This window comes from Roseicyclus mahoneyensis (genome assembly GCF_003148775.1).
GTDB classification, from domain to species: Bacteria; Pseudomonadota; Alphaproteobacteria; order Rhodobacterales; family Rhodobacteraceae; genus Roseicyclus; species Roseicyclus mahoneyensis.
The window spans coordinates 82844-105705 of the sequence record NZ_QGGW01000007.1; the positions used below are offsets into that span (position 1 = coordinate 82844).

Annotated in this window: 23 protein-coding genes; 12 read left to right on the forward strand and 11 right to left on the reverse strand. The window is 66.1% G+C overall.

The features are described 5' to 3' along the window. Positions 1 to 27: 27 nt before the first annotated feature. A complete protein-coding gene (locus tag C7455_RS14230; RefSeq protein ID WP_109669528.1) occupies positions 28 to 1317 on the forward strand; it encodes a lipoprotein-releasing ABC transporter permease subunit in 1290 nt (429 codons plus the stop codon). Then, complete coding sequence (locus tag C7455_RS14235) at positions 1310 to 2020, forward strand: ABC transporter ATP-binding protein (RefSeq protein ID WP_245904341.1); 711 nt, start codon at positions 1310 to 1312, stop codon at positions 2018 to 2020. The genes C7455_RS14230 and C7455_RS14235 overlap by 8 nt, the downstream gene beginning before the upstream one ends. Here the strand turns inward: C7455_RS14235 and C7455_RS14240 are convergent. Both C7455_RS14240 and C7455_RS14245 read right to left on the reverse strand, forming a co-directional pair. After that, positions 2017 to 2946: an alpha/beta fold hydrolase gene (locus C7455_RS14240; RefSeq protein ID WP_109669531.1), complete on the reverse strand. Its 930-nt coding sequence runs from the start codon at positions 2944 to 2946 to the stop codon at positions 2017 to 2019. The genes C7455_RS14235 and C7455_RS14240 overlap by 4 nt on opposite strands. Before the next feature lie 20 nt (positions 2947 to 2966). Beyond that, entirely contained in the window at positions 2967 to 3257 is a 291-nt protein-coding gene (locus C7455_RS14245) for an SCP2 sterol-binding domain-containing protein (protein ID WP_109669324.1), read from the reverse strand. Between the two features lie 89 nt (positions 3258 to 3346). Between C7455_RS14245 and C7455_RS14250 the strand changes: the two genes are divergently transcribed. The 7 genes from C7455_RS14250 (at position 3347) to C7455_RS14280 (ending at position 9796) form a co-directional block, all read left to right on the forward strand. After that, positions 3347 to 3898, forward strand: coding sequence for a tetratricopeptide repeat protein (locus tag C7455_RS14250; protein ID WP_342767638.1), 552 nt, complete (start codon positions 3347 to 3349; stop codon positions 3896 to 3898). Positions 3899 to 3941: 43 nt separating this feature from the next. Continuing rightward, positions 3942 to 6950, forward strand: coding sequence for a helicase-related protein (locus C7455_RS14255; protein ID WP_425450648.1), 3009 nt, complete (start codon positions 3942 to 3944; stop codon positions 6948 to 6950). Beyond that, positions 6947 to 7327: an RNA-binding S4 domain-containing protein gene (locus C7455_RS14260; RefSeq protein ID WP_109669328.1), complete on the forward strand. Its 381-nt coding sequence runs from the start codon at positions 6947 to 6949 to the stop codon at positions 7325 to 7327. Before C7455_RS14255 ends, C7455_RS14260 begins: the two co-directional genes overlap by 4 nt. A gap of 134 nt (positions 7328 to 7461) precedes the next feature. Beyond that, a complete protein-coding gene (gene fdxA / locus C7455_RS14265) occupies positions 7462 to 7797 on the forward strand; it encodes a ferredoxin FdxA (RefSeq protein ID WP_109669330.1) in 336 nt (111 codons plus the stop codon). 280 nt (positions 7798 to 8077) lie between these two features. Next, complete coding sequence (locus tag C7455_RS14270; RefSeq protein ID WP_109669332.1) at positions 8078 to 8590, forward strand: CarD family transcriptional regulator; 513 nt, start codon at positions 8078 to 8080, stop codon at positions 8588 to 8590. A 123-nt stretch (positions 8591 to 8713) separates the two neighbouring features. After that, a complete protein-coding gene (locus tag C7455_RS14275; RefSeq protein WP_109669334.1) occupies positions 8714 to 8983 on the forward strand; it encodes a glucose-6-phosphate isomerase in 270 nt (89 codons plus the stop codon). A gap of 126 nt (positions 8984 to 9109) precedes the next feature. After that, entirely contained in the window at positions 9110 to 9796 is a 687-nt protein-coding gene (locus C7455_RS14280; protein WP_109669535.1) for a D-lyxose/D-mannose family sugar isomerase, read from the forward strand. 39 nt (positions 9797 to 9835) lie between these two features. Here C7455_RS14280 and purD read toward each other — a convergent pair whose 3' ends face one another. Next, positions 9836 to 11098 carry a phosphoribosylamine--glycine ligase gene (gene purD / locus C7455_RS14285; protein WP_109669335.1) on the reverse strand — a complete coding sequence of 421 codons (1263 nt, stop codon included), beginning with the start codon at positions 11096 to 11098 and terminating at the stop codon, positions 9836 to 9838. Between the two features lie 60 nt (positions 11099 to 11158). Here purD and C7455_RS14290 point away from each other — a divergent pair, with 60 nt between their 5' ends. Continuing rightward, positions 11159 to 11395, forward strand: coding sequence for a hypothetical protein (locus tag C7455_RS14290; RefSeq protein WP_109669337.1), 237 nt, complete (start codon positions 11159 to 11161; stop codon positions 11393 to 11395). A 3-nt stretch (positions 11396 to 11398) separates the two neighbouring features. Next, entirely contained in the window at positions 11399 to 12967 is a 1569-nt protein-coding gene (gene xseA, locus C7455_RS14295) for an exodeoxyribonuclease VII large subunit (RefSeq protein WP_109669339.1), read from the forward strand. An 81-nt stretch (positions 12968 to 13048) separates the two neighbouring features. Here the strand turns inward: xseA and C7455_RS14300 are convergent, their stop codons facing one another. Both C7455_RS14300 and C7455_RS14305 read right to left on the reverse strand, forming a co-directional pair. Then, positions 13049 to 15295 carry a xanthine dehydrogenase family protein molybdopterin-binding subunit gene (locus C7455_RS14300; protein ID WP_109669341.1) on the reverse strand — a complete coding sequence of 749 codons (2247 nt, stop codon included), beginning with the start codon at positions 15293 to 15295 and terminating at the stop codon, positions 13049 to 13051. Between the two features lie 3 nt (positions 15296 to 15298). Beyond that, on the reverse strand, positions 15299 to 15763 hold the full coding sequence (locus C7455_RS14305; protein ID WP_109669537.1) for a (2Fe-2S)-binding protein: 465 nt from the start codon (positions 15761 to 15763) through the stop codon (positions 15299 to 15301). A 96-nt stretch (positions 15764 to 15859) separates the two neighbouring features. Between C7455_RS14305 and C7455_RS14310 the strand changes: the two genes are divergently transcribed. Then, positions 15860 to 16480 carry a TetR/AcrR family transcriptional regulator gene (locus C7455_RS14310; protein WP_170119088.1) on the forward strand — a complete coding sequence of 207 codons (621 nt, stop codon included), beginning with the start codon at positions 15860 to 15862 and terminating at the stop codon, positions 16478 to 16480. Positions 16481 to 16483: 3 nt separating this feature from the next. Here the strand turns inward: C7455_RS14310 and C7455_RS14315 are convergent, their stop codons facing one another. The 6 genes from C7455_RS14315 to C7455_RS14340 all read right to left on the reverse strand — a co-directional run bounded on the left by C7455_RS14315 (position 16484) and on the right by C7455_RS14340 (position 22696). Further along, positions 16484 to 16810: a DMT family transporter gene (locus C7455_RS14315; protein ID WP_109669344.1), complete on the reverse strand. Its 327-nt coding sequence runs from the start codon at positions 16808 to 16810 to the stop codon at positions 16484 to 16486. A 93-nt stretch (positions 16811 to 16903) separates the two neighbouring features. Beyond that, positions 16904 to 17803, reverse strand: coding sequence for an ABC transporter permease (locus C7455_RS14320; RefSeq protein WP_245904356.1), 900 nt, complete (start codon positions 17801 to 17803; stop codon positions 16904 to 16906). A 31-nt stretch (positions 17804 to 17834) separates the two neighbouring features. Continuing rightward, positions 17835 to 18845, reverse strand: coding sequence for an ABC transporter permease (locus tag C7455_RS14325; RefSeq protein ID WP_109669348.1), 1011 nt, complete (start codon positions 18843 to 18845; stop codon positions 17835 to 17837). 85 nt (positions 18846 to 18930) lie between these two features. Continuing rightward, positions 18931 to 20631: a peptide ABC transporter substrate-binding protein gene (locus C7455_RS14330; RefSeq protein ID WP_109669350.1), complete on the reverse strand. Its 1701-nt coding sequence runs from the start codon at positions 20629 to 20631 to the stop codon at positions 18931 to 18933. A 27-nt stretch (positions 20632 to 20658) separates the two neighbouring features. Beyond that, positions 20659 to 21696: an ABC transporter ATP-binding protein gene (locus C7455_RS14335; protein WP_109669351.1), complete on the reverse strand. Its 1038-nt coding sequence runs from the start codon at positions 21694 to 21696 to the stop codon at positions 20659 to 20661. Then, positions 21689 to 22696 carry an ABC transporter ATP-binding protein gene (locus C7455_RS14340; RefSeq protein WP_109669353.1) on the reverse strand — a complete coding sequence of 336 codons (1008 nt, stop codon included), beginning with the start codon at positions 22694 to 22696 and terminating at the stop codon, positions 21689 to 21691. Before C7455_RS14340 ends, C7455_RS14335 begins: the two co-directional genes overlap by 8 nt. Positions 22697 to 22862 lie beyond the last annotated feature (166 nt).

The window sequence follows — 22862 nt, forward strand, 5'->3', positions numbered from 1 at the left end:
TTGCGCGGCAACCAGAAGGAGCGCCCCTTGCCCCAGACGCCACCGCCCTTTGCGCGTTTCGAGATGATGATCGCCTGGCGCTACCTGCGCGCCCGCCGCGCCGAGGGCGGCGTGAGCACGATGACGGTGATCAGCTTTCTGGGCGTCACGCTGGCCGTGGCGGCGCTGATCGCCACGCTCGCCGTGCGCACCGGGTTCCGGCACGAATTCGTCGGCACGATCCTAGGCGCGAACCCGCATATCAGCCTCTACGATCAGGTCGAGCTGGACCCCGACGGCCGTCAGAACCGCGTGTTCGAGGACTATGCCGAGGCGGCGGCTGCCGTGGCCGCCGTGCCGGGTGTCAGCCATGCGGCGGCCGTCATCCGGGGGCAGGTGTTGGCCGCGCATGACGGGCGCAACGCGGGCGTCGAGGTCACGGGGATCGCGGCGGCGGATCTGGCCACCGTGCCGCTGGTGGCCGAGCCGGAGCTGGCCATGGGCGATCTGGCGCGGTTCGGCGAGGGTCAGGGGGTGGCCATCGGCATCGGCGTCGCGCGCGAACTCGGGTTGCGGGTCGGCGACCGGGTGCGGCTTATCTCACCCGACGGGGCGCGCACGCCCTTTGGTACCAGCCCCCGCGTGTCGGCCTATGAGGTGGTCTACATCTTTCAGGTCGGGCGCTGGGACATCGACCGGGTCAGGGTCTACATGCCCTTTGCCGAGGCGCAGAGCTATTTCAACCGCGACGGCGTGGCGGACGAGATCGAGGTCTATCTGGACGACCCCGAGAATGTCGGCGCGATGATCCTGCCGGTGCTGCAGGCGGCGGGCGAGGTCTCTGTCTGGACATGGCGGGACAGTTCGGGGGCCTTCCTGCAAGCCTTGCAGATGGAAGACAACATCATGTTCATCATCCTCTCGATCCTTGTGCTGATCGCCACGATGAACATCGTCTCGGGCCTGATCATGCTGGTGAAGAACAAGTCGCGCGACATCGGCATCTTGCGCACCATGGGCCTGTCTGAAGGATCAGTGCTGCGGGTGTTCTTCTTGTGCGGCTCGGCCATCGGGGTGGCGGGGACGCTGGCGGGGGTGGCCTTGGGCTGCGCCTTCGCGATCTGGATCGACCCGATCTTCGATTTCGTGAACTGGGTCGCGGGGGGTGGCGTCTGGGACCCATCGGTGCGGATGATCTCGAGCCTGCCGGCAAGGCTGGAATGGGAGGATGTCGCCTCGGCCATGGCGCTGTCGCTGGGTCTGTCCTTTGTCGTTACGATCTTTCCGGCGCGCCGTGCCGCGCGGATGAACCCGGTCGAGGCGCTGCGCTATGAGTGACGCGGTCATGCGCCAAGACACGCAGGGTGCGATCCTCCGGCTCGACGGGATCGAGAAGGGCTACAACCTCGGTCGCCCGAACGAGGTGCGGGTGTTGCGCGGTGCAAGCGTTGAGATCACGCCGGGCGAGGTGGTAGCGCTGGTCGCGCCGTCGGGGGCGGGCAAGTCGACCCTGCTGCATATCGCAGGTCTGCTGGACAGCCCGGATGCCGGTGCCGTCGTGATCGGCGGGCAGGACCTGTCGCGGGCCGGTGACCGTTCGCGGACGGCGGCGCGGCGTGGCCTGGTGGGGTTCGTCTACCAGTTCCACCACCTGCTGCCGGAGTTCACGGCGCTTGAAAACATCGTACTGCCGCAGCTGGCCAATGCTGTGGCGAAACCGGAGGCGGAGGCGCGGGCGCGCGATCTTCTGTCCGCGGTCGGTCTGGCCGCAAGGCTCCATCACCGGCCCGCGGCGTTGTCGGGGGGCGAACAGCAGCGGGTGGCATTTTGCCGGGCGCTGGCCAATCAGCCGCGCCTGCTGCTGGCCGATGAGCCGACCGGCAACCTTGATCCGGCGACCTCGGATACGGTGTTCGACACGCTTATGGGGCTGGTGCGCGATACGGGCATGGGGGCGCTGATCGCAACGCATAACCCGGGCCTTGCCGCGCGCATGGATCGCACGCTCAGGCTTGAGGGCGGCGTTTTGCGTCCCGCCTAGGCGTGGGCGTCGAACAGCTCGACAATCGCCGCAAGGGTCATGGCGCGCTTTGCCGGTGCCTCCATCAAGACCTCATGCTCTGCCCCGTCGATGACACTGAACCGCCCCTTGGGCCAGCTGCGCATGCGGCGTTCTATGGCCTGCGGCTCGACGATCTTTTCGCGGCTGCCGACCACCGCGATGCAGGGCAGATCGGGGGCCGGCATGTCCATCAGCGCGGCGCTTTCCGTCAGCGCGGCCTTGAGCCAGCGGTTCGAAGGGCCCCCAAGCGCCAGATCGGGGTGTGTGGCTGTCTGGCGCGCCATATAGTCGAACTGGTTCCGATCGGTGGTCAGCTGGTTGTCCTCGAAAACCATCGGCTTGTAGGGGCCGGTGGTCAGAGCGAAGGATTTCTCGTAGCCCAAGGGTCCGGACAGTCCCAACACAAGGCCGCGTATCGCCTTGAGATGGGGTTTCATCTGGATGCCCCACATTGGCGCAGTGAAGGCGGCAGCGCGGACCGACAAGCCGTCATGCAGCGCCCGCAGGCCGATGGCCCCGCCCATGGAATGCCCGATCAGGAACCATGGCTTTGGCACCCCCAGCGCCTCAAGCGCGCCGTGAAAGGCTGCCACATCCTGCCGGTATTCGTCGAAATGGACGACATGGCCCATGTCGCGGCGGTGCTGCGGACGGTCGGCCAGACCCTGTCCGCGCCAGTCGAACGACGCCATGCCATAGCCAGCCGCGGCCAGATCGGCCGCGACGCGCCCATACTTCTCGCAATATTCCGTCCGGCCCGGAAACATCAAGACGCTGCCCTTTTGCCCTTTGGGCCAGACGGCCATGCGCAGGCGCGTGCCGTCGGCGCTGTTCACCCACCACGCGCCGACGCCGGTGGGCCCTTCGGCCACATCGGCAAGGAACGGGGCGGGGGGCAGGCCCATCGGGGACGCGCCGGTCAACATCAAGACAGCGCCGAGCCGAGCTTCATGGCCGTGCCCATGTCGCCGTCGAGCTTGAGCTTGCCCGACATGAAGGCCATCGTCGGGTTGAGGTTGCCCGCGAGAATGTCCTGAAACGTGTCGGCATTTGCCGTCATGGTCACATCGGCCTCTTCGCCGTCGAGGGCTGCACGCACGCCAGCGCCATCCACGATCACGGCGCCTTCCCCCTCGATGACGAATTTCGCAGACCCGTCAAAGCCGCCCCCAAGTTTTGCATCCAGCTGGCTCACCGCCTCGTCGATCACGCTCATCTCTTCCGGTCCTTTCGTCCATGTCCCGTGCGCTCGCACGGGATTGATATGGACCCCCCGCGCAAACATGCTAGCTTTTGATCATGCGAATGAAGCGCGCTTTTCACAATATTGCCCTTGCGGCACTCCTGTGCGGGGTTCCCTTACTTGCGGCCGCGCAAGACGGGAATCGCGTCGATACGCTGCTCGACCGGCTGGCGCAGCCAGACCTGCGCAACTGGTCGGTGATCGAGGAAGAAATCTACATGCTCTGGTTGCGGTCGGGCTCTGCCTCGGCCGATTATCTTCTGTCGCAGGGGCGCGCGGCGCTGGCAGCTGGGGATATGGAGGCGGCCTACAACCACCTGACCGCCCTGACCGACCATGCCCCCGAGTTCGCCGAGGGCTGGAACGCGCGGGCCACGATGTTCTTCGAGGCGAATCGCTACGGCCCTTCCATCGCCGACATCCAGCGCGTGCTGGCGTTGGAGCCGCGCCATTTCGGGGCACTGACGGGCCTTGGTTTCATGCTTGAGGACATGGGTCAGCTTGAGGATGCGCTGCGCGCTTTCCGCGCGGCGCAGGCTATACATCCCCACCGCGACGAAATAAACGAGGCGGTGAACCGGGTCGAACGCGCGCTTGGGGGTCAGACCCTCTGATCCGCCCCGCCCGCCGTCGGGGGCGCGAGGAAAGTCAGCCAGAATGATGGACGGCAGCACGACGGGCACCGGGCGGGATCGCGGCCGCATTGTCGCGGTTCTGGGCCCGACCAACACCGGCAAGACCCATTACGCCATCGAACGGATGCTGGCGCACAGGACCGGCGTGATCGGCCTGCCGCTACGGCTTCTCGCGCGCGAGGTCTATGACAAGATCGTGGGCCTGCGCGGCCCCTCGGTCGTGGCGCTGGTGACGGGCGAGGAACGGATCGTGCCCGACCGCGCGCAATACTGGGTCTGCACGGTCGAGGCGATGCCAGTGGGTCTTGGTCCCGAGTTTCTGGCCGTGGACGAGATCCAGCTTTGCGCCGACCCCGAGCGCGGCCATGTCTTCACCGACAGGCTGTTGCATGCCCGCGGCCATCACGAGACGCTGTTTCTGGGCGCTGCCACGATGCGCGGGGCGATCGCCGCTCTGGTGCCGCGCGCGCAGTTCGTGGGGCGCGAGCGGTTTTCACAGCTTGTGTATACGGGTTCGAAAAAGATAAGCCGGATGCCCACGCGCAGTGCCATCGTCGGGTTTTCGGTTGAAAACCTCTATGCCACAGCCGAGCTGCTGCGCCGGCAAAAGGGGGGCGCGGCGGTGGTCATGGGCGCGCTTTCCCCGCGCACGCGCAATGCGCAAGTGGAGCTGTATCAAAACGGTGACGTGGATTTCCTTGTGGCGACCGATGCCATCGGGATGGGCCTGAACCTCGACATCGGGCATGTCGCCTTTTCCGGCCTGCGCAAGTTCGATGGCCGGCGCATGCGCGACCTGATGCCTAACGAGCTCTCGCAGATCGCGGGACGCGCGGGGCGCTACACGCAAGACGGCACCTTCGGCGTCACTGGCGAGGCGCCACCGCTCGACGATGATCTGGCCGAGGCGATTCAGGACCACCGCTTTGCCCCGATCCGCAAGCTCTCCTGGCGGAACTCAAATCTGGAATTCGGATCGGTCGGTCGCCTGATCGGCTCGCTCGAGGAACATACCAGCGATGAATGGCTGACGCGCGCGCGGGAAGCCGACGACCTGATGGCGCTCAAGGCAATTGCCGAGCGCCCCGATCTGCAGCCCCGCCTGTGCGACGCGCGCGACGTGCGACTGCTCTGGGATGTCTGCCGTATCCCCGATTTCCGCGGGATCAGCCATACCGAGCACGCCGAGTTGCTGGGTCGCATCTTCGAGTTCCTGCACAGTCTGGGCCGCGTCCCCGACGATTGGCTGGCCGCGCAGGTCAAGCGCATCGACCGCACCGAAGGCGATATCGACACCTTGTCGAAACGCCTCGCGTTCATCCGCACATGGACTTATGTGGCGCAGCGGGATGGGTGGGTGGACGATGTTGCCCATTGGCGCGACGCCACGCGTGCCGTAGAAGACCGACTGTCCGACGCGCTGCACGGCGCGCTGACGCAAAGATTTGTCGACCGGCGGACGAGCGTGCTGCTCCGCCGGTTGAAACAGAAGGAGAGCCTTGTGGCCGATGTGAACGACAAGGGTGAAGTGACGATCGAGGGCCAGGTTCTGGGTCGGATCGAAGGGTTCCGCTTCCGGCAGGACCAAACCGCCAGCCCCGACGAGGCAAAGACCCTGCGTCAGGCTGCCATGGCCACGCTGCGCCCCGAGTTCCATCTGCGTGCCGACCGGTTCTACAACACGCCCGACACGGAATTCGACGTCACCGAACAGGGCGGGCTGATGTGGGGCGATCAGGCCATCGGCAAGCTGGTGAAAGGCGATGATCCGCTGAAACCCACCGCCGAGGCTTTTGTCGACGATGAAGCCGGGCCCGAGGTCATCACCAAGGTCCAGCGGCGGCTGCAGCACTTCATCGACCGCCGCATCGCCGCCCAGTTCGAGCCGCTGCTTGCGCTGTCGCGCGACGAGACGGTGACGGGTCTGGCGCGCGGCGTGGCGTTTCGGATGATGGAGGGGTTCGGGATCATCCCGCGCTCCGACATTGCTGATGACATCAAGTCGCTCGATCAAGATGCCCGCGGCATGTTGCGCAAGCATGGCGTGCGCTTTGGTCAGTTCACGATCTTTCAGCCATTGTTGCTGAAACCAGCGCCGACGCGGCTGCGCCTTGTGCTCTGGGGGCTGTGGCAGGGGCTGGATGTGTTCCCCGAAAGCCCGCCGCCGGGTCTGGTCACGATCCTGCACGACACCCAGCAGCCGCAAGGCTATTTCGCGATGTCGGGCTATCGTCCGGCGGGGGCGCGCGCGATCCGGATCGACATGCTGGAACGGCTGGCCGACATGCTGCGCGGACAGGATACGCGGGGCGGGTTCGAGGCCAAGCCAGACATGCTGTCGATCAGCGGCCTGACGCTGGAGCAATTCGCCGACCTGATGGGCGGCTTGGGCTACCGGGCCGAGCGGGGCGAGCGGGCCAAGGTCAAGGCGGCGCCTGCCGTTGCGTCTGCCCCCGAACCGGCGGCCACGGATGCGCCCGAGACCATCGACGAGACGGTTCTGGATGTGGCGCCACCGACCGGGCTGGAGGGTGCCGAAGCGCCCGCCGCAGCGGCCCCTGCGCCCGAAGCCGAGCGCGAGGCCACGGCGCAGGCTGCGCCGCAGGCCGAGGGTGCTGAAGATGGCGCCGCAGCGGCACAGGACGATGGCCCCGTGGAGGTTGTGACCGCGCCGGCCGAGATGGAGGTGTTCTACACCTTCACTTGGTCCCCGCGTCGACAGGCGGGCGGGCCGAAAGGTCCCCGCCGGTCGGAGGGTGGGCGTCAGACTGCCGAGGGTGGCCCGCGCGCCCCCCGCGAGGGCGGCGGCCGGTCAGAAGGCGGCAAGCCGCGCGGCGATGCGGGCCGACCCGAGGGGGGAAAGCCCCCCCGTGGCAAGGGTGGCAAGCCCCAGCGCGGCAAGGGCGGCAAGCCCCCGCGTGAGGATGATGGGCCCAAGACCTTCACCGCCCGCCCCGAGCGCAAGGCCGACCGGATCGACCCCGACAATCCCTTTGCGCAGGCACTGGCTGGCTTGAGGACCAAGACCTGAACGACCCCCGACCGACTGGCCGCATCGACAAGTGGCTGTGGCAAGCGCGGTTCTTCAAGACCCGTGGCCTTGCCACGCGGCTGGTGGGGGATGGCCATGTGCGGGTGAATGGCGCACGGGTGGTCAAGCCCGCCAGCGCCATAGGTGCGGGCGATGTGCTGACTTTCGTGCAGGGCGACCGCATTCGGGTGATCCGCGTGACCGCTCTGGGGATCCGTCGCGGTCCCGCGCCTGAGGCGCAAACCCTCTACGAGGACCTGACACCGCCCGAGACCGAGGCGGCGCCGGTGACGCGGACAGGGCCGCGCCCGACCAAGAAGGATCGCCGCGCGCTGGACGATCTGCGCGGCGAGGGCGGGGTCCATGACCCGGAGTGACCGCGCGCGAAATACCGCTTGAAACCTGTCAACTCAAGTTTACAGTCCTGCGACAGAAGCGCCGTCGCCGTGGTCTTGCAATGGTCAGACCCGTGGCGTAGCAGACGAACCAGCAGACCAGCCGAGGATGATCGATGACCTATGTCGTGACGGAAAATTGCATAGCCTGCAAATACACCGATTGCGTGGAGGTCTGCCCCGTGGATTGTTTCTACGAGGGCGAGAACATGCTGGTCATCCACCCCGACGAATGCATCGACTGCGGCGTGTGCGAGCCCGAATGCCCCGCCGATGCGATCCGGCCCGACACCGAGCCGGACATGGAGAAATGGGTAGAGTTCAACCGCAAGTATTCCGAGGCTTGGCCGGTCATCATCACCAAGAAGGACCCGCTGCCTGACGCCGAGGCGATGGACGGCAAGCCGGGCAAGATGGACTTGTTGTCTGAGGCTCCCGGCGAAGGGGGCTGAGGAACCGATTCGCTCCGATCACTCGGGGGCACCGGCCGCGCTTGGGCCGAAGACCGCCTGCATTAACAGGCGTTGGGCGTGGTATGCTGGCAGATATCTGGAAATGCGCTGCAAGATGTGTTATGTGTTGCGCAGGTAATCACCGTCTGTCCGTAACGCATCAGCAGGTCTGCCAACCTGCCCGGTTTTCATCGTGACATAAAACGACTTGTGGAAAACTCTCGTTTTCCTCGGGTCTTTTTGTCGCCTGTCGTCCGGGAAATTGGAAAAGGAATCACGAATGATCAAGACCCGGAAGTCGCAAGAGTTCAGCCCCAACGACTATGTCGTGTATCCCGCCCACGGGGTCGGCAAGATCGTGTCGATCGAAGAGCAGGAAATCGCTGGTCTGCGGCTGGAGCTTTTCGTGGTCTCCTTCGAGAAGGATAAGATGACGCTGCGCGTGCCCACCGCCAAGGCGGTCGAGGTCGGCATGCGGTCGCTGTCCTCGCCCGATGTCGTGTCCAAGGCCATGGACACGCTCAAGGGCAAGGCGCGGGTCAAACGCGCGATGTGGTCGCGTCGGGCGCAGGAATACGAGCAAAAGATCAACTCGGGCGATTTGATTTCGATCGCCGAAGTGGTGCGCGACCTGCACCGCGGCGACGACCAGCGCGAACAGTCTTATTCCGAGCGTCAGCTTTACGAGGCCGCGCTGGAGCGTCTGACCCGTGAACTTGCCGCCGTGAAGGGTGTGGACGAGGCCGGCGCACAGAAACAGGTCGATGACGTCCTGACCGCGCGCGCAGCGTAAACCCGCCGGATTTCCTTACCTTAAGGCCGTCGCACCTTTGGTGCGGCGGCCTTTGTGCTATATGATGCATGGGGACCTGTTCATTACAGGCGGCCGTACGCCGTCAAAGACGAAGGAAAGACCATGAAACTCAAGATTTCGGCAGCCGTGCTCTCCGCTGCCATTGCCGTGTCGGCCTGCCAGCCGACGCCGCAGAACCAAGCCGCCGTTGGCGCTGTCTTTGGCGGTGCCGCCGGGTTCGCGCTTTCGGAACTGGTCGATGCCAATCCGCAGTGGACGGCTGTCGCCGTTCTGGGCGGCGCAGCCGCCGGTGCCGTGGTCGCGCAGAATCAGGCCACCCGCGAATGCGCCTATGCCGACGGGCGTGGCGGCTACTACGTCGCGCGCTGCTGATCGCGCCTCTGCCCACGGTCCGGCGGCACATGCCGTCCGGGCCGATGGGGCGGGGCGTCTGACCCCTTGAGCTTGCCGCGACTTTCGGCCCAGATGCGGCGCAGTCTGGCACGGAAGGGCAGGTGGATGAAACGCTCCGAGATCAACGAGATCATGGCCGAAGCCGATGGCTTCATGCGCCGCTTCGGCTTTACCCTGCCGCCCTTCGCCTATTGGACCCCGGATGAGATGCGCGCCCGCAAGGATCAGGCCGCCGCCGTCATCGAGGGCCGGATGGGCTGGGACATCACCGATTACGGACAGGGCCGTTACGACGAAATGGGGCTGTTCCTGTTCACGCTGAGGAACGGAAGGCTGGCCGACCTGCAGCGCGGCGGCGGCATGTGCTACGCCGAGAAGCTTTTGATTTCAAAGCACGATCAGCTGTCGCCGATGCATAGCCATTACCTGAAGGCCGAGGATATCATCAACCGCGGCGGGGCGACGCTGGCCGTCGAGCTGTTCGGCTCGGCGCCCGACGGGTCCTTCGACGGCAAGGCCGGTGGCCGCGTGATGTGCGACGGCATTGCCCGCGATTTTGCCCCGGGCGAGGTGCTGATGCTGGCGCCGGGAGAAAGCGTGACGCTGATGCCCGGCGATTGGCACGCCTTCTGGGGCGAGGGGGGGGATGTTCTGATCGGCGAGGTTTCGACCGTCAACGATGACGAGACCGACAACTGGTTCCGCGAGCCGATCGGGCGCTTCGCCGAGATCGACGAAGATGTGGCGCCGACGCATCTGCTGGTGTCTGATTACGGCCGGTGGTTGGCGTGACGAGTCTGGGGTGGTGCGCCTGACGGCGCACTGCTCCCCTCACAACGCCCGCCACCCGATATCGCGGCGATGCACGCCCTCGGGCCAATCGATCCCCTTGATCATCCCATAGGCCCGGTCGCGTGCTTCTTGCAGGGTCGCACCGCGCGCGGTGACGTTGAGGACCCGACCACCGTTCGCGCGCCACAGCCCCTCGGCCCGCGCTGTGCCGGCGTGAAAGACCATGTGGTGCGAATCCTCCGGCAGGGCGTCGAGCCCACCGACAACGCTGCCCTTGCCGTAATCACCCGGATAGCCCGCGGCGGCCATCACCACCGTCAGCGCGTGATCCTCGGCCCAAGTCACCTGCATGTCGGCCAGTCGCCCCTCGGCGCAGGCCAGCATCAGGTCGAGCGCCTGCCCGCCCAGCCGCATCATCAGAACCTGACATTCCGGGTCCCCGAAGCGGACGTTGTATTCGACCAGCCGCGGCGCGCCGTTCTCGATCATCAGGCCGACATAAAGCACACCGCGGTAAGGCGTGCCGCGGCGCGCCATCTCGGCCACTGTGGGGCGCACGATCCGGTCGAGGGCTGCCTCGGTCACCGCCGCCGTCATCACCGGCGCGGGGCTGTAGGCCCCCATGCCGCCGGTGTTGGGGCCGGTGTCGCCCTCGCCGATGCGCTTGTGATCTTGTGCGGTCCCGATGGGCAGCACCGTTTCGCCGTCCGAGAGCACGAAGAACGATGCCTCCTCGCCCGCCATGAATTCCTCGATCACCACCTCGGCCCCTGCCGCGCCAAACGCCCCGCCGAACATCTCGTCGATGGCGGCGTGGGCTTGCGCGATGGTCTCGGCCACCACCACGCCCTTGCCGGCCGCCAGCCCGTCGGCCTTGACCACGATCGGCGCGCCCTGCGCGCTGACATGGGCGCGCGCCGCGGCCGCATCGGTAAAGCGCGCCCAGGCGGCCGTGGGCGCGCCGCAGGCATCGCAGACCTCCTTTGTGAAGGCCTTGGAGGCCTCGAGCCGGGCCGCCGCCGCAGAGGGCCCGAAGGCCGCGATGCCCGACGCCGCCAAGGCATCGGCCACGCCGGCGGCCAGCGGCGCCTCGGGGCCGATGATGACGAAATCGATCGACTCCTCCCCCGCGAAAACCACCACCGCTTCGGGGTCGGTCACATCCAGATCGGCGCAATCGGCGATCATGGCGATGCCGGCATTGCCCGGTGCCACGATCAACCGGTCGCATTTGGGGTTCTGCAGCACGGCCCACGCAAGGCTGTGTTCGCGCCCGCCGCTCCCAAGGATCAAGATGTTCACCTTTGCCGCCCCTCTTGCTAGTCTTGCCCTGCATTACAAAGCGTCGGGGGCGTGCACAACATGGCTGAGGGGAATTTCCGGTCGCGCGCCGTGCGCCTTGCCCGGTCCGAGGCGGGATCGGCGCGAATCTCGGCGGCACTCTTTGCCATCGCGCTGGTCTGCACCGGGGCCGTGGCTTTGCTGGGGGCGTTGGGCCTCATGCAGCCGCCGCCGCTGGTCTATCTCGTGTTCGCGGTGATTTTGCTGGCGGCGGGTTGGGACCTGTGGCGTGAGTGGCGCAAGGACGGGGGGCGTTAGGGTATGGACGACCTGATCGAGGATGCGGGCCCCGGCCCCGGTCCGGGCAACGCGCCGGAATTCACTGTCTCCGAGCTTTCGGGCGCGGTCAAACGCGCCATCGAGGGCGGGTTTTCCCATGTCCGCGTCCGGGGTGAGGTCGGGCGGCTGTCCTTGCCACGCTCGGGCCATGTCTACCTCGACCTCAAGGATGACCGCAGCGTTTTGGCCTCGGTGATCTGGAAGGGGACGGCCGCGCGCCTTGCCCATCCGCCCGAGGAAGGGATGGAGGTGATCGCCACCGGGCGGCTGACGACCTTCCCCGGCCAGTCGAAATACCAGCTGGTGATCGAGGATCTGCGCCCCGCAGGGGCGGGCGCGCTGATGGCGATGCTGGAAAAGCGCCGCGCGATTCTGGCGGCCGAAGGGCTCTTCGACGAGGGGCGCAAGCAGCCGCTGCCGTTTTTGCCCGAGGTGATTGGGGTCGTCACTTCGCCCTCCGGCGCGGTGATCCGCGATATCCTGCACCGGCTGCGCGACCGCTTTCCGCGCCATGTGCTGATCTGGCCGGTCGCGGTGCAAGGCGCCAATTGCGCGCCCGAGGTGGCGCGTGCGATCCGCGGGTTCAACGCCCTGCCCGAGGGCGGTAAGATCCCGCGACCCGATCTGATCATCGTGGCGCGGGGCGGCGGGTCGCTGGAAGACCTGTGGGGCTTCAACGAGGAAATCGTGGTCCGCGCGGCCGCCGAAAGTGTAATCCCGCTGATCTCGGCGGTGGGGCACGAGACCGACACGACGCTGATCGATTTTGCCTCGGACTACCGCGCGCCCACGCCCACGGCGGCAGCCGAACGCGCGGTGCCGGTGCGGATGGACCTGCTGGGCTGGTTGCGCACGCAAGACGGTATCCTGACTCGCGGCGTGACGCAGGCGCTCGCCCGTCGCAGCCAGCGGCTGGCCGACCTGTCCCGCGCGCTGCCCCGCCCCGACAGTCTGCTCGATGCGGCCCGCCAGCGGCTCGACCTGGCGGCGGCGGGCCTTGCGCCTGCGCTGCGCCACCGCGCGACGCTGGCCCGCGGTCGGCTGGACGGGGCCGGTGCCCGGCTGTCACCCGCGCTGGACCGGGCGGTCGCGCGCAAACGGCTGACGCTTGGCCAGACCGCCGCGCGTCTCAGCCCCGTGACGCTGCAGGGCCTGATCCGGCAGGGCCGCCGCGATCTGGCGGCCCTTGACCGCCGGCTCGATCCCGCGCGGCAAGCGCGCAGCCTGTCAGAGGCACACGACAGGCTCGACACCCTCTCGGCGCGTTTCGCGCGGGTGGCACAGACCGGGCTGGCCACGCGGCGCGACCGGCTTGCGGCGCTCGACCGGCTGCACCAGACGCTGGGTTATACCGAGACGCTCCGGCGCGGTTATGCGGTGGTGCGGGCGGGCGAGACGCTGGTGACCCGCAAGGGGCAGGCCGAGGGGCATGCGGCGCTGGAGGTGGAATTCGCCGATGGCAAGCTCGCGGTGACGCCCCTGGGCGCCACGACGAAACCGGCACCAAGGACAGTTCCACCGGGCAAACCGGGTCAGGGCAGTCTTTTCTGACGTCTTCTCTGTTTTCCAAATATCCCGGGGGTTCGGGGGCTGGCCCCCGAGCCGAATTTTCGTACGAAAATTCGCACCCCCTCAGACCACGAACCGCATACGCCGATTGAACGGCAGGTCGCGGATGCGCTCGCCCCTCAGATCATAGATCGCATTGCCAAGCGCTGGCGCGGCCGGGGGCGTCGACGGCTCGCCCACGCCGCCGATATGGCCGGACGTCTCGAGGAGTCGCACCTCGACCTGCGGCATCTGGCTGATCCGGAGCGCGTCGTAGTCGGTGTAGTTGCCCTGCTGCACCTCGCCACCTGCAAAACTGATCTCCTCCATCATCGCCGCCGACAGGCCGTAGACAAGGCCGCCCACCATCTGCGCCTCGATGATCGCGGGGTCGAGCGCCGTGCCCACGTCGCAGGCGATCCACGCGCGGGTGAGCGCAATGGCGCCGCCCCGGTCCGCGACCTCCACCACCACGGCCACCGGCGTGTGGAAGGAATGGGTCATGGCCACGCCCTTGCCCGTCCCTTCGGGGCGGGGCGCGGCCCAGGCCGACATCTCGGCCACGGCGCGCAGCACGCCCGCCGAAGGGGCGTGTTCCCGTTCCGCCAGATCCAGACGGAACGCCAGCGGGTCGCGGCCTGCCGCATGCGCCATCTCGTCCATGAAGCTTTCCATGAAGAAGCCGTTGAAGGAATTGCCGACCGACCGCCAGAAACCGATGGGCACATCAAGATCGGCCAGATGCCCGGTCACGCGGTAGTTGGGGATGGCATAGGGTTGGTTGAACATGCCCTCCACATGGCCCTTGTCGGGGCCGGGGGGCGCGGTGCCGGTCATGCGCAGCATGGATTGGCGAGTGACAGAGGGGGCGGCCACGCGTCCGTCAAGCGATTGCGCAAAGCCCGCGCGCAACACACCGCGCATCCGGGCCACGGCGGCGGGGCGGTAGAAATCATGGCGCATGTCCTCTTCGCGCGACCAGGTAACCTGCACGGGCGTGCCCTGCATGGCCTGCGCGATGCGGGCGGCCAGCACGACGAAATCGGTTTCGCCCCGTCGCCCGAACCCGCCGCCCATAAAGGTGACGTGGCAGGTGACCTGCGCGGGATCGAGGCCCACCGCCTCGGCCGCCGCCCGCTCGGCAAAACCCGGCGCCTGACTGCCTGCCCAGACCTCGAGCCGGTCGCCCATGTGATGCGCCGCGGCGCTCATCGGTTCCATTGTGGCATGCGCGAGCCAAGGCACAGTATACTCGGCCTCGATCACCCGGTCGGTGGGGTCGGCGGCGTTGTCCACATCGCCGTCGTCGCGCAGGCTGGAGTCCGCAGGCCCGTCCAGCGCGGCTCGGATGATGTCCAGCATCGTGTCGGATGTCTCGGGGTAGGGGGCGGGGCCCCAGGATATCTCCACCGCTTCGGCGGCCTGCATCGCGGCCCATGTGGTGTTGGCCACCACCGCGATGCCGGTGCCCAGATCGATCACCCGGTCCACGCCCGGCATCGCCTCGGCCGCGCCCGCGTCATAGGACAGCATCGCGCCGCCCAGACGCGGGGTCATCCGCACTGTCGCGAAACGCATGCCGGGCAGGCGGATATCGGTGGCAAAACTCGCTGTTCCCGTGGCCTTCGCCACCATGTCGAGACGCGGCATCGACCGGCCAAGGTATTTCCATTGCGACGCGGGGCGCAGATCAACGCGGCGGGGCGGGTCGATGGCTGCGGCCTCCTCGGCCAGATCCTGATAGCTCAGTTCGATGCCGTCCGGCGCGATCACGCGACCATCGCGGGTCAGCAGGCTGGACGTCGTCAGGCCAAGGCGAACGCTCGCGGCCTGCTTGAGGGTCTCGCGCGCCGTTGCACCCGCCATGCGCAACCGGTCATAGGCATCGAGCGTGGAGGTGGAGCCGCCGGTGACCTGGAGCCCGATCATCTTGGGAATGACGGACATCGCCTCCACCATCATCTCTTGCCAGGCGGTCCGGTCATAGTCGGTCGACGGCAGCGCGTGGCTCATCAGACCGGCGTTGTAATAGGCCTGCGCGGCGGGGCCGTGGATCACCCGGATCTGGTCCCAGGCGACATCCAGTTCCTCGGCGACCAGCGCGGGCAGCGTGGTGTAGACGCCTTGCCCCATCTCGGCGCGGGCAGCTACGAGCGTGACGCCTTGCTGGTCGATGATGATCCAAGGATTCAGCGTCACCTCACCCTCGCCCGGTCGCAGCGGGTTGGGCAGCTCGCGGCGGTATTGCCAGACGCCGAAGGCCACGCCGCCTGCCATGGCGGCCGAGCCGATCAGGAAGCTGCGACGCGCGATCTTGCCCCAGTCGGCCATGGCTTACGCCCCCCGCAAGGTTGCTGCGGCGGTGTGGATCGCGCTTCGGATCCGGGGATAGGTGCCGCAGCGGCACAGGTTGCCCGCCATGGCGTCGTCGATGTCGGCATCGGTCGGCGCAGGTGTCCGGTTCAACAGGTCGGCGGCCTGCATGATCTGGCCAGACTGGCAGTAGCCGCATTGCGCAACCTGATGCGCGACCCATGCCATCTGCACCGCGTGCAGCGTCTCGGGCTGGCCCAACCCCTCGATCGTCGTGACCGGCCCCCAGACATCGGCCAGCGCGACCTGGCACGACCGCACCGCCTCACCGTCTATATGCACGGTGCAGGCCCCGCAGGCCGCGACGCCGCAGCCGTATTTCGTACCGGTAAGGTTCAGTGCGTCGCGCAGCACCCACAGCAGCGGCACGTCGTCCGGCAGGTCGACGCTGTGGACAGTTCCGTTCACGGTGAGGGGGGTGGGCATGGCCTGCGCTCCTGCTTTGGTCACTTTGACACTTTCAGACGATTCTGTCAGAGATGTCAATTGACATTTTTGATGATTTTTGTCATTTCGTCCTATATGACTGTCGAGCCTTCACACTCCCTGACCGAGCGCCTTCTGACACTTGCCCCCGAACGCTCGCGGGGCGTTTTGGTTGCCGCCTACGAGACCTTCTTGCAATTCGGCGTGCGTCGCGCCTCGATGCAGGACATTGCAAAGCAGGCGGGCATCAGCCGCGCCGCGCTCTACCTGCACTACCGCAACAAGACCGACATCTTCCGGGCCTTGATGGCGCATTATTTCACCGCCTCCAGCGGGTTGGTGGCTGAGGCGTTGGAGGAGGGCGGCAGCGCGACGGAGGCCTTGCGCCGCGCCTTCGCCGTGCAGACCGGCGAGGCGGCGGCCGTGATGATGGCCTCGCCCCATGCCGAGGAACTGCTGTCGCTCAAGCAATCCGTTGCCCGTGACATCATCGCCGAGGGAACGCAAAGCCTTGCCCGGGTCTATGGCGCATGGCTGCGCAAGGGGGTAGCCGAGGGGTGGATTTCGAAGGTGGGGGCAGGCACCGACCCGGAAGCTACTGCGCAGGCCATGCTGGCGGCGCTTGACGGGTTGAAGCACGCGGGATTACCGCCCGCGGGGCATGTAGCTGCGCGCGACCGGTTGGCGGAATTGTTCGGGCGCGCCTTGACGCCGTGACGCTCAGTGCGCCGCCCCGGACCACAGGTTGAGCACCAGCACGCCTGCCACGATCAGGCCGATCCCGAGTATGGCGGGGCCGTCGAGGCGCTGCCCGTAGATCAGCCAGCCGATGATCGTGACGGCGGCGACACCTGCGCCCGACCAGATCGCATAGGTGATGCCCAATGGTATGGTGCGCAGGACCTGCGCCAGCAGGTAGAAGGCGATGGCGTAGCCCAGAACCACAAGCAGGCTGGGACCGAGGCGGGTGAATCCGTCAGAGGCCTTGAGCGCGGTTGTGCCGATGACTTCGCCCACGATGGCGAGGGTGAGGTAGAGCCAGGGCATGAGGCGCGCCTTTGTGGTGAGGGGGAAACCGCAGTTTTCCCGGACGAAAAACTGCAGTCTTTAGGGCCGGAAACCGCGCGGTTCCGGTGCCGTCTATCGCCCCCGGATGCGCGGGTCGAGCGCGTCGCGCAGGCCATCGCCGATGTAGTTGACCGACAGCACGGTGAGCGAGATGGCCAGCCCTGGCCAGATCACCCGTTCGGGGTTCTGCGTCAGCCAGTCGGTCGCGTCGAACAACAGCCGCCCCCAGGTCGGGAAGTCTGACGGGAAGCCCAGACCGAGGAAGGACAGCGCGGATTCCGTGATGATCGCATTGGCGATGCCCAGCGTGGCCGAAACCATGATCGGCGACATCACATTGGGCAAAAGGTGGCGCGTGATCATCCGGTGTGGCGGGGTGCCGATGGATCTCGCGGCCAGAACGAACTCCCGCTCCTTGATTGCCAGCACGTCGCCGCGCACCACGCGGGCTGTCTGCATCCACGAGGTTGCGCCGATCACGACGACGATCAGCACGAAGATGCCACCCTCGGGGCCAAAGGCTGCACGCAGGTTGTCGCGGTAGAGCATGATGATGACGAGCAGCAAGGGCAGCAGCGGCAGGGCGAGGAAGAGGTCGGTGGTGCGCATCAACAGGCCGTCGATCTTGCGGAAATAGCCCGCCAGAACACCGATCAGCGTGCCCAGAAACAGCGCCAGCAACATCGCCGTCAGCCCCACCGCAATGGATGTCTGGCCACCCGCCATCATGCGGGCAAGCGTGTCGCGGCCCAGCTGGTCGGTGCCCAGCGGATGCGCGAGGCTCGAGCCGGCATTGCGGGCGCGGATGTCGATGAACTGCGGGTCCATCGTCCAGATCAGCGGCCCGACGAAGACGAAGAGCAGCATGAAGATGAAGAAGCCCAATCCAAAGAGCGCCCCCTTGTGCGTCTTGAACTGGTCCCACACGTCCCACCACTGGTTGCGGGCGGCGCGGTAGGTTTGGAACTCCATCACCGGGGCTGAGGCCTTCTGGTCGGTGGTGTCAGTCATAGCGGATCCTCGGGTCGAGCACGCCGTAAAGCACATCGGCAAGAAGGTTGAAGAGCACGATCAGCACCGCGAAGATGAAGCTGACCGTCTGCACCACCGGAACGTCGCCACCCTGGATCGCGATGATCAGTAGCTGGCCGATGCCGTTCACCTTGAACACCTGTTCGGTGATGATGGCGCCGCCGAAGACGGCGGGAATGTTCAGCGCGATGACGGTGACGACCGGGATCATCGAGTTTCGCAGCACATGAACCAGCACCACGACCTTTTCGTTAAGCCCCTTCGCGCGCGCGGTCCGCACATAGTCCTGATTGAGGTTGTCGAGCATGGAGGCGCGCATGTAGCGGCTGATCTGGCTTGCGTTGTACAGACCCAGCACCATTACGGGCATGATGATCTGCTTGAGCTGGACCACGAAACTGTCCCAATCGGTCACCACATGCGTGGTGTTGTAGACGCTCGGGAACCAGCCGAGGTTCACGGCGAAGATCACGATGAAAAGCACGCCGGTGAAGAAGGTGGGCACCGAAAACCCGACCATCGAAATGAAGGTGCCGACCTGGTCGAAGATCGAGTACTGCTTGTAGGCCGAGATGATGCCCAGCGGCAACGCGATCAGGATGCCGACGATATAGGAGGTTCCGACGACCCACAGCGTCTGAGGCATGCGCTGAATGATGAGGTCCATCACCGGGCTGCGGGTCTGGTAGGAGATGATGCGCGCGCCCCCCTCGGGAGCAACGTTCCAGCCGGTCCAGCCCTCGATCAGATGCAGGGGCTCGTCCCACATCATCAGTTTGAGCCATTTGAAATACTGGATCAGGATCGGATCGTTCACGCCGAGGCTCTGGCGGATCTGTTCGCGGACCTCGGGCGGGATGGTCAGCGGAAGGCCCGCCGTCGGGTCGGATGGCGACAGCTTGACGATCAGGAAGATGATGAAACTGATGAACAGAAGCGTCGGGATCGCAAGGATCAGTCTGCGGATCGTGTAGGTCAGCATTGCCAACGCCTCGGGTCAGAAGTTTGGGTCCGTGAAATGGCCCGCGCCACGGGGGCGGCGCGGGCCGGTCTTTCAGGGCAACGGCTTATTCAGCGCGGCGCCAGTCCATGATGTTCCACAGTTCCGAATCCCAGTCGGACATGCGGATGCCCTCGAGGGTTGTGGCATGCGCGGAGACGCCGCCACGGTGCACCAGCGGGATGATCGAGTAGCGCACGAGCATGTCGTTCATCTCGCGCGCGAGGCGGCCACGCTCGTCCAGATCTGCGGTGCCGGCCATCTCGGCCACCAGCGCGTCATAGGCAGGATCGCAGAAGCGCTGGATGTTGGAACCCTGCCACTGGCTATCGGGGCTGGGCATGTCATCGCAGAGCCAGCTGGCCATGTAGGCCTGCGGGTCTACACCAGCGAAGTTGTTGGTGTACATCTCGATGTCGGCATAGAACTTCTGGAACGTGTCCGGGGATGCCGGATCGCCGCCGAAGAAGACCGAAGCGTCGATGTTGCGCAGTTCGGCGTCCACACCGATTTCCGCCCACCACTGCTTGATCAGCGCCTGTGCGTCCTGACGGACGGCGTTGGTCGAGGTCTGGAACAGCACGCGCATCGGGATGCCGTTGTATTCCCGGATGCCGTCGCCATCACTGTCGACGATGCCCGCCCCGTCCAGCAGCGCGATGGCGCCGGGGATGTCTTGGACAAGGCAGCCGTCATTGGCGGTGGAGGCATAAAGCTCGGGCGCGGGCAGCACGTTGCAAGTGGCCTGACCACCGGCACCATAGCCGATATCCACCAGCAGTTGGCGGTCGATCGACATGGACAAGGCCTGTCCCACGATCGGATCGGTCAGGAACGGGTGCGGACCGCCCGCGACGGTCGAACGCACGTCGCCCAGTGCCGGATCGGGGTTGGTCTGGTTCAGGTGCAGACGCTCGACCGAGGTGCCGAAGGCCACGACGACCTCGCAGTTGCCCTGCGCTTCCATGCCCGCAAGGATCGTCGGGTCGATCTGCAGGTTCCAGGCGTAGTCGAATTCGCCGGTCTCGCAGACGGAGCGCGCCGCCGCCGTTGCATCGCCGCCGCCCTTGAAGGTCACGGTCGCGAAATACGGCCGGTCGGGGAAGCGGAAGTTGGGGTTGGCCGAGAGTTCGATCACGTCGTTGGGCCGGAATTCATCGACCACGAAGGGGCCGGTACCGATCGGGCCGAAATTCGCACTGGTGCATTCGGGCGCGCGCGCACCGAGGCATTCGGCGAATTGCGCGGCCTGCAGCACCGGAGATTCCGAGCCGACGAAGGCGGTGTAGGGGAAGGGCGTGGAGTTTGCGAAGTTCACCCGCACGGTGCGATCATCCACGGCCTCGACCGAGCTCACGCCGTCGAAGAAACTGGCCTGCGCGCAGCCGCCTTCGGGATGGGTGCAGTATTCCCAGGTGAAGATGAAGTCGGCAGGCGTCAGCGCGCTGCCATCCGACCAGGTGACACCTTCAGCGATGGTCCAGGTGATCGAGGTCAGGTCCTCGGACACGCCGCCGTTCTCGACCGTGGGGATCGATTCAGCCAGCCACGGCACCATGGTGCCAGAGTCATCGAAACGCGCCATCGATTCGAGGATGAGCGAGGCGGATTCGACTTCCTTGGTGCCGCCCGAAAGGTACGGGTTCAGCGTCGAAGGCGCTTGCCAGTAGATGATGTTGAGATGGCCCGACGAGCCGCGTTCGGCCAGTGCCGCCGCGGGGGCAAGCACCAGCGCGGTCGCGCCGAGCAGAAGGGAAGTCCGTGTCATGTCTGTCTCTCTCTCCTTGTTGGATGCTCAGGCCCCAACGGTTTGTGCCGCGTTGGCCGCGGTCTGGCTTGTTGTCTCGGAATACAGATGGCAGGCGACGAAGCGGCCCGGCTTGACCTCGGCCACTTCGGGGTCGAGGCGGCGGCAGATGTCCATCGCCACCGGGCAGCGGGTCGAGAAGTTGCAACCCTTGGGCGGGTTCGCGGGGCTGGGGACGTCGCCTTGCAAGATCGTGCGGTTGGCATTGTCATGGCTGACGGGATCGGGTTCGGGAACGGCCGACAACAGGGCCTTGGTATAGGGGTGCAGCGGGTCCTCATACAGCCCGTCGCGCGGCCCGATCTCGGCCACCTTGCCCAGATACATCACCACCACGCGGTCCGCGATGTGGCGGACCATGGAAAGATCGTGGGAGATGAAGAGGTAGGTAAGCCCCAGCCGGTCCTGCAGGTCCTCAAGCAGGTTCACCACTTGCGCCTGAATCGACACGTCGAGCGCTGCGATGGGTTCGTCGCAGACGATGAACTTTGGGTTGAGCGCCAGCGCCCGGGCGATCCCGATGCGCTGCCGCTGGCCGCCGGAAAACTCATGCGGGTAGCGATTGGCGAAATCGCGGTTCAGGCCGACGGCATCCATCAGTTCGTAGATGCGTTCGGTGCGTTCCTTGGCGGACATCTTGCTGTGTTCCATCAAGGGCTCGCCGATGATGCCCGCGACCGTCATGCGCGGGTTGAGGCTGGCCTGCGGGTCCTGGAACACCATCTGCATCTTTGGACGCAGACGACGCAGCTTGTCGAACGGGGCATGGGCGATTTCCTCGCCGTCGAGCTTGATCGACCCACTTGTGGGCTCATACAGCCGCAAGACGGCGCGCCCGCAGGTGGATTTGCCGCAACCGCTTTCACCCACGAGGCCCAGCGTCTCACCCTCGTAGATGTCGAAGCTGACGTCATCGACGGCTTTCACCGCGCCGGTGACGCGGCGCAAGAGGCCCGAACGGATCGGGAAATGCATCTTGAGGTTCTTGACCTCGACCAGCTTCTTGGCACCGCGAATGTCAAACATGGCGCGGCGCCCCTGTCTTGAAGTCCCAGAAACAGGCCGCGTCGTGCGACGGGCCGACATCGAAGCGGGCGGGGTTCTGCGACGCGCAGCGGTCGAAGGCCTGCGGACAGCGGGCGCGGAAGGGGCAGCTTTCGGGCGCTTTCGACAGCATCGGCGGCTGGCCCTCGATCACGCGCAGCTTTTCGCTGCGCTCGCCGGTGATGCGGGGCACGGTTTCGAGCAGCATTCTTGTATAAGGATGCTGGGGGTTAGCGAACAATTCGCGCACCGGGGCCTGTTCCACCACCTGCCCGCCATACATCACCATCACCCGGTCGGCGATGCCCGCGATCACGCCAAGGTCATGGGTGATCCAGACGATGGCCATGCCGAGTTTCTGCCGCAGGTCCTTGATCAGCTCGAGGATCTGCGCCTGAATCGTCACGTCAAGCGCAGTGGTGGGCTCGTCCGCGATCAGCACCTTGGGGTCGCAGGCAAGGGCTATGGCGATCATCACGCGCTGGCGCATCCCGCCCGAGAACTGGTGCGGGTAGTCGTCCAGACGTCGGCGGGCGTCGTTGATGCCCACCAATTCCATCAGTTCGACCGCGCGGTTTGCGGCCTGCGCCTTGTTCAGGCCCATGTGGGTGCGCAGCGGCTCCATGATCTGGTAGCCGACGGTGAAGACCGGGTTGAGCGAGGTCATCGGGTCCTGGAACACCATGCCGATGCGGGCGCCGCGGATGGCGCGCATCGTGTCCTCGGGAACCTTTGCAAGATCCTGACCCTCGAACATCACGCTGCCGCCGCGGATTTCGGCGGGCGGCATCGGCAGCAAGCGGATCAGAGACATCATCGTCACCGACTTGCCCGAGCCGGATTCCCCCACCACACCCAGCAACTCGCCGGGCTTCAGCGTGAAACTCACGTCGTTTACGGCATGAACCTCGCCGCCGCGGGTGCGGAAAACGGTCTTCAGGTCCTTGACATCAAGGACAAAGGGCGTGGCCCCATCGGGCATCGGCAGATGCTCCCCAACCTGTTGGTGCGCCGCCTCTTGTCGAGACTTGGGCGGCTGAAAATCAGTGTGACGCTACCATGAAAATCGGGCCCCACAAGCGGCAATCGACCCCGCCCTGCGCGGGGTTTCGGCAAACGCCCAAGTGTTGGGCACCTTTGCGCGCCCG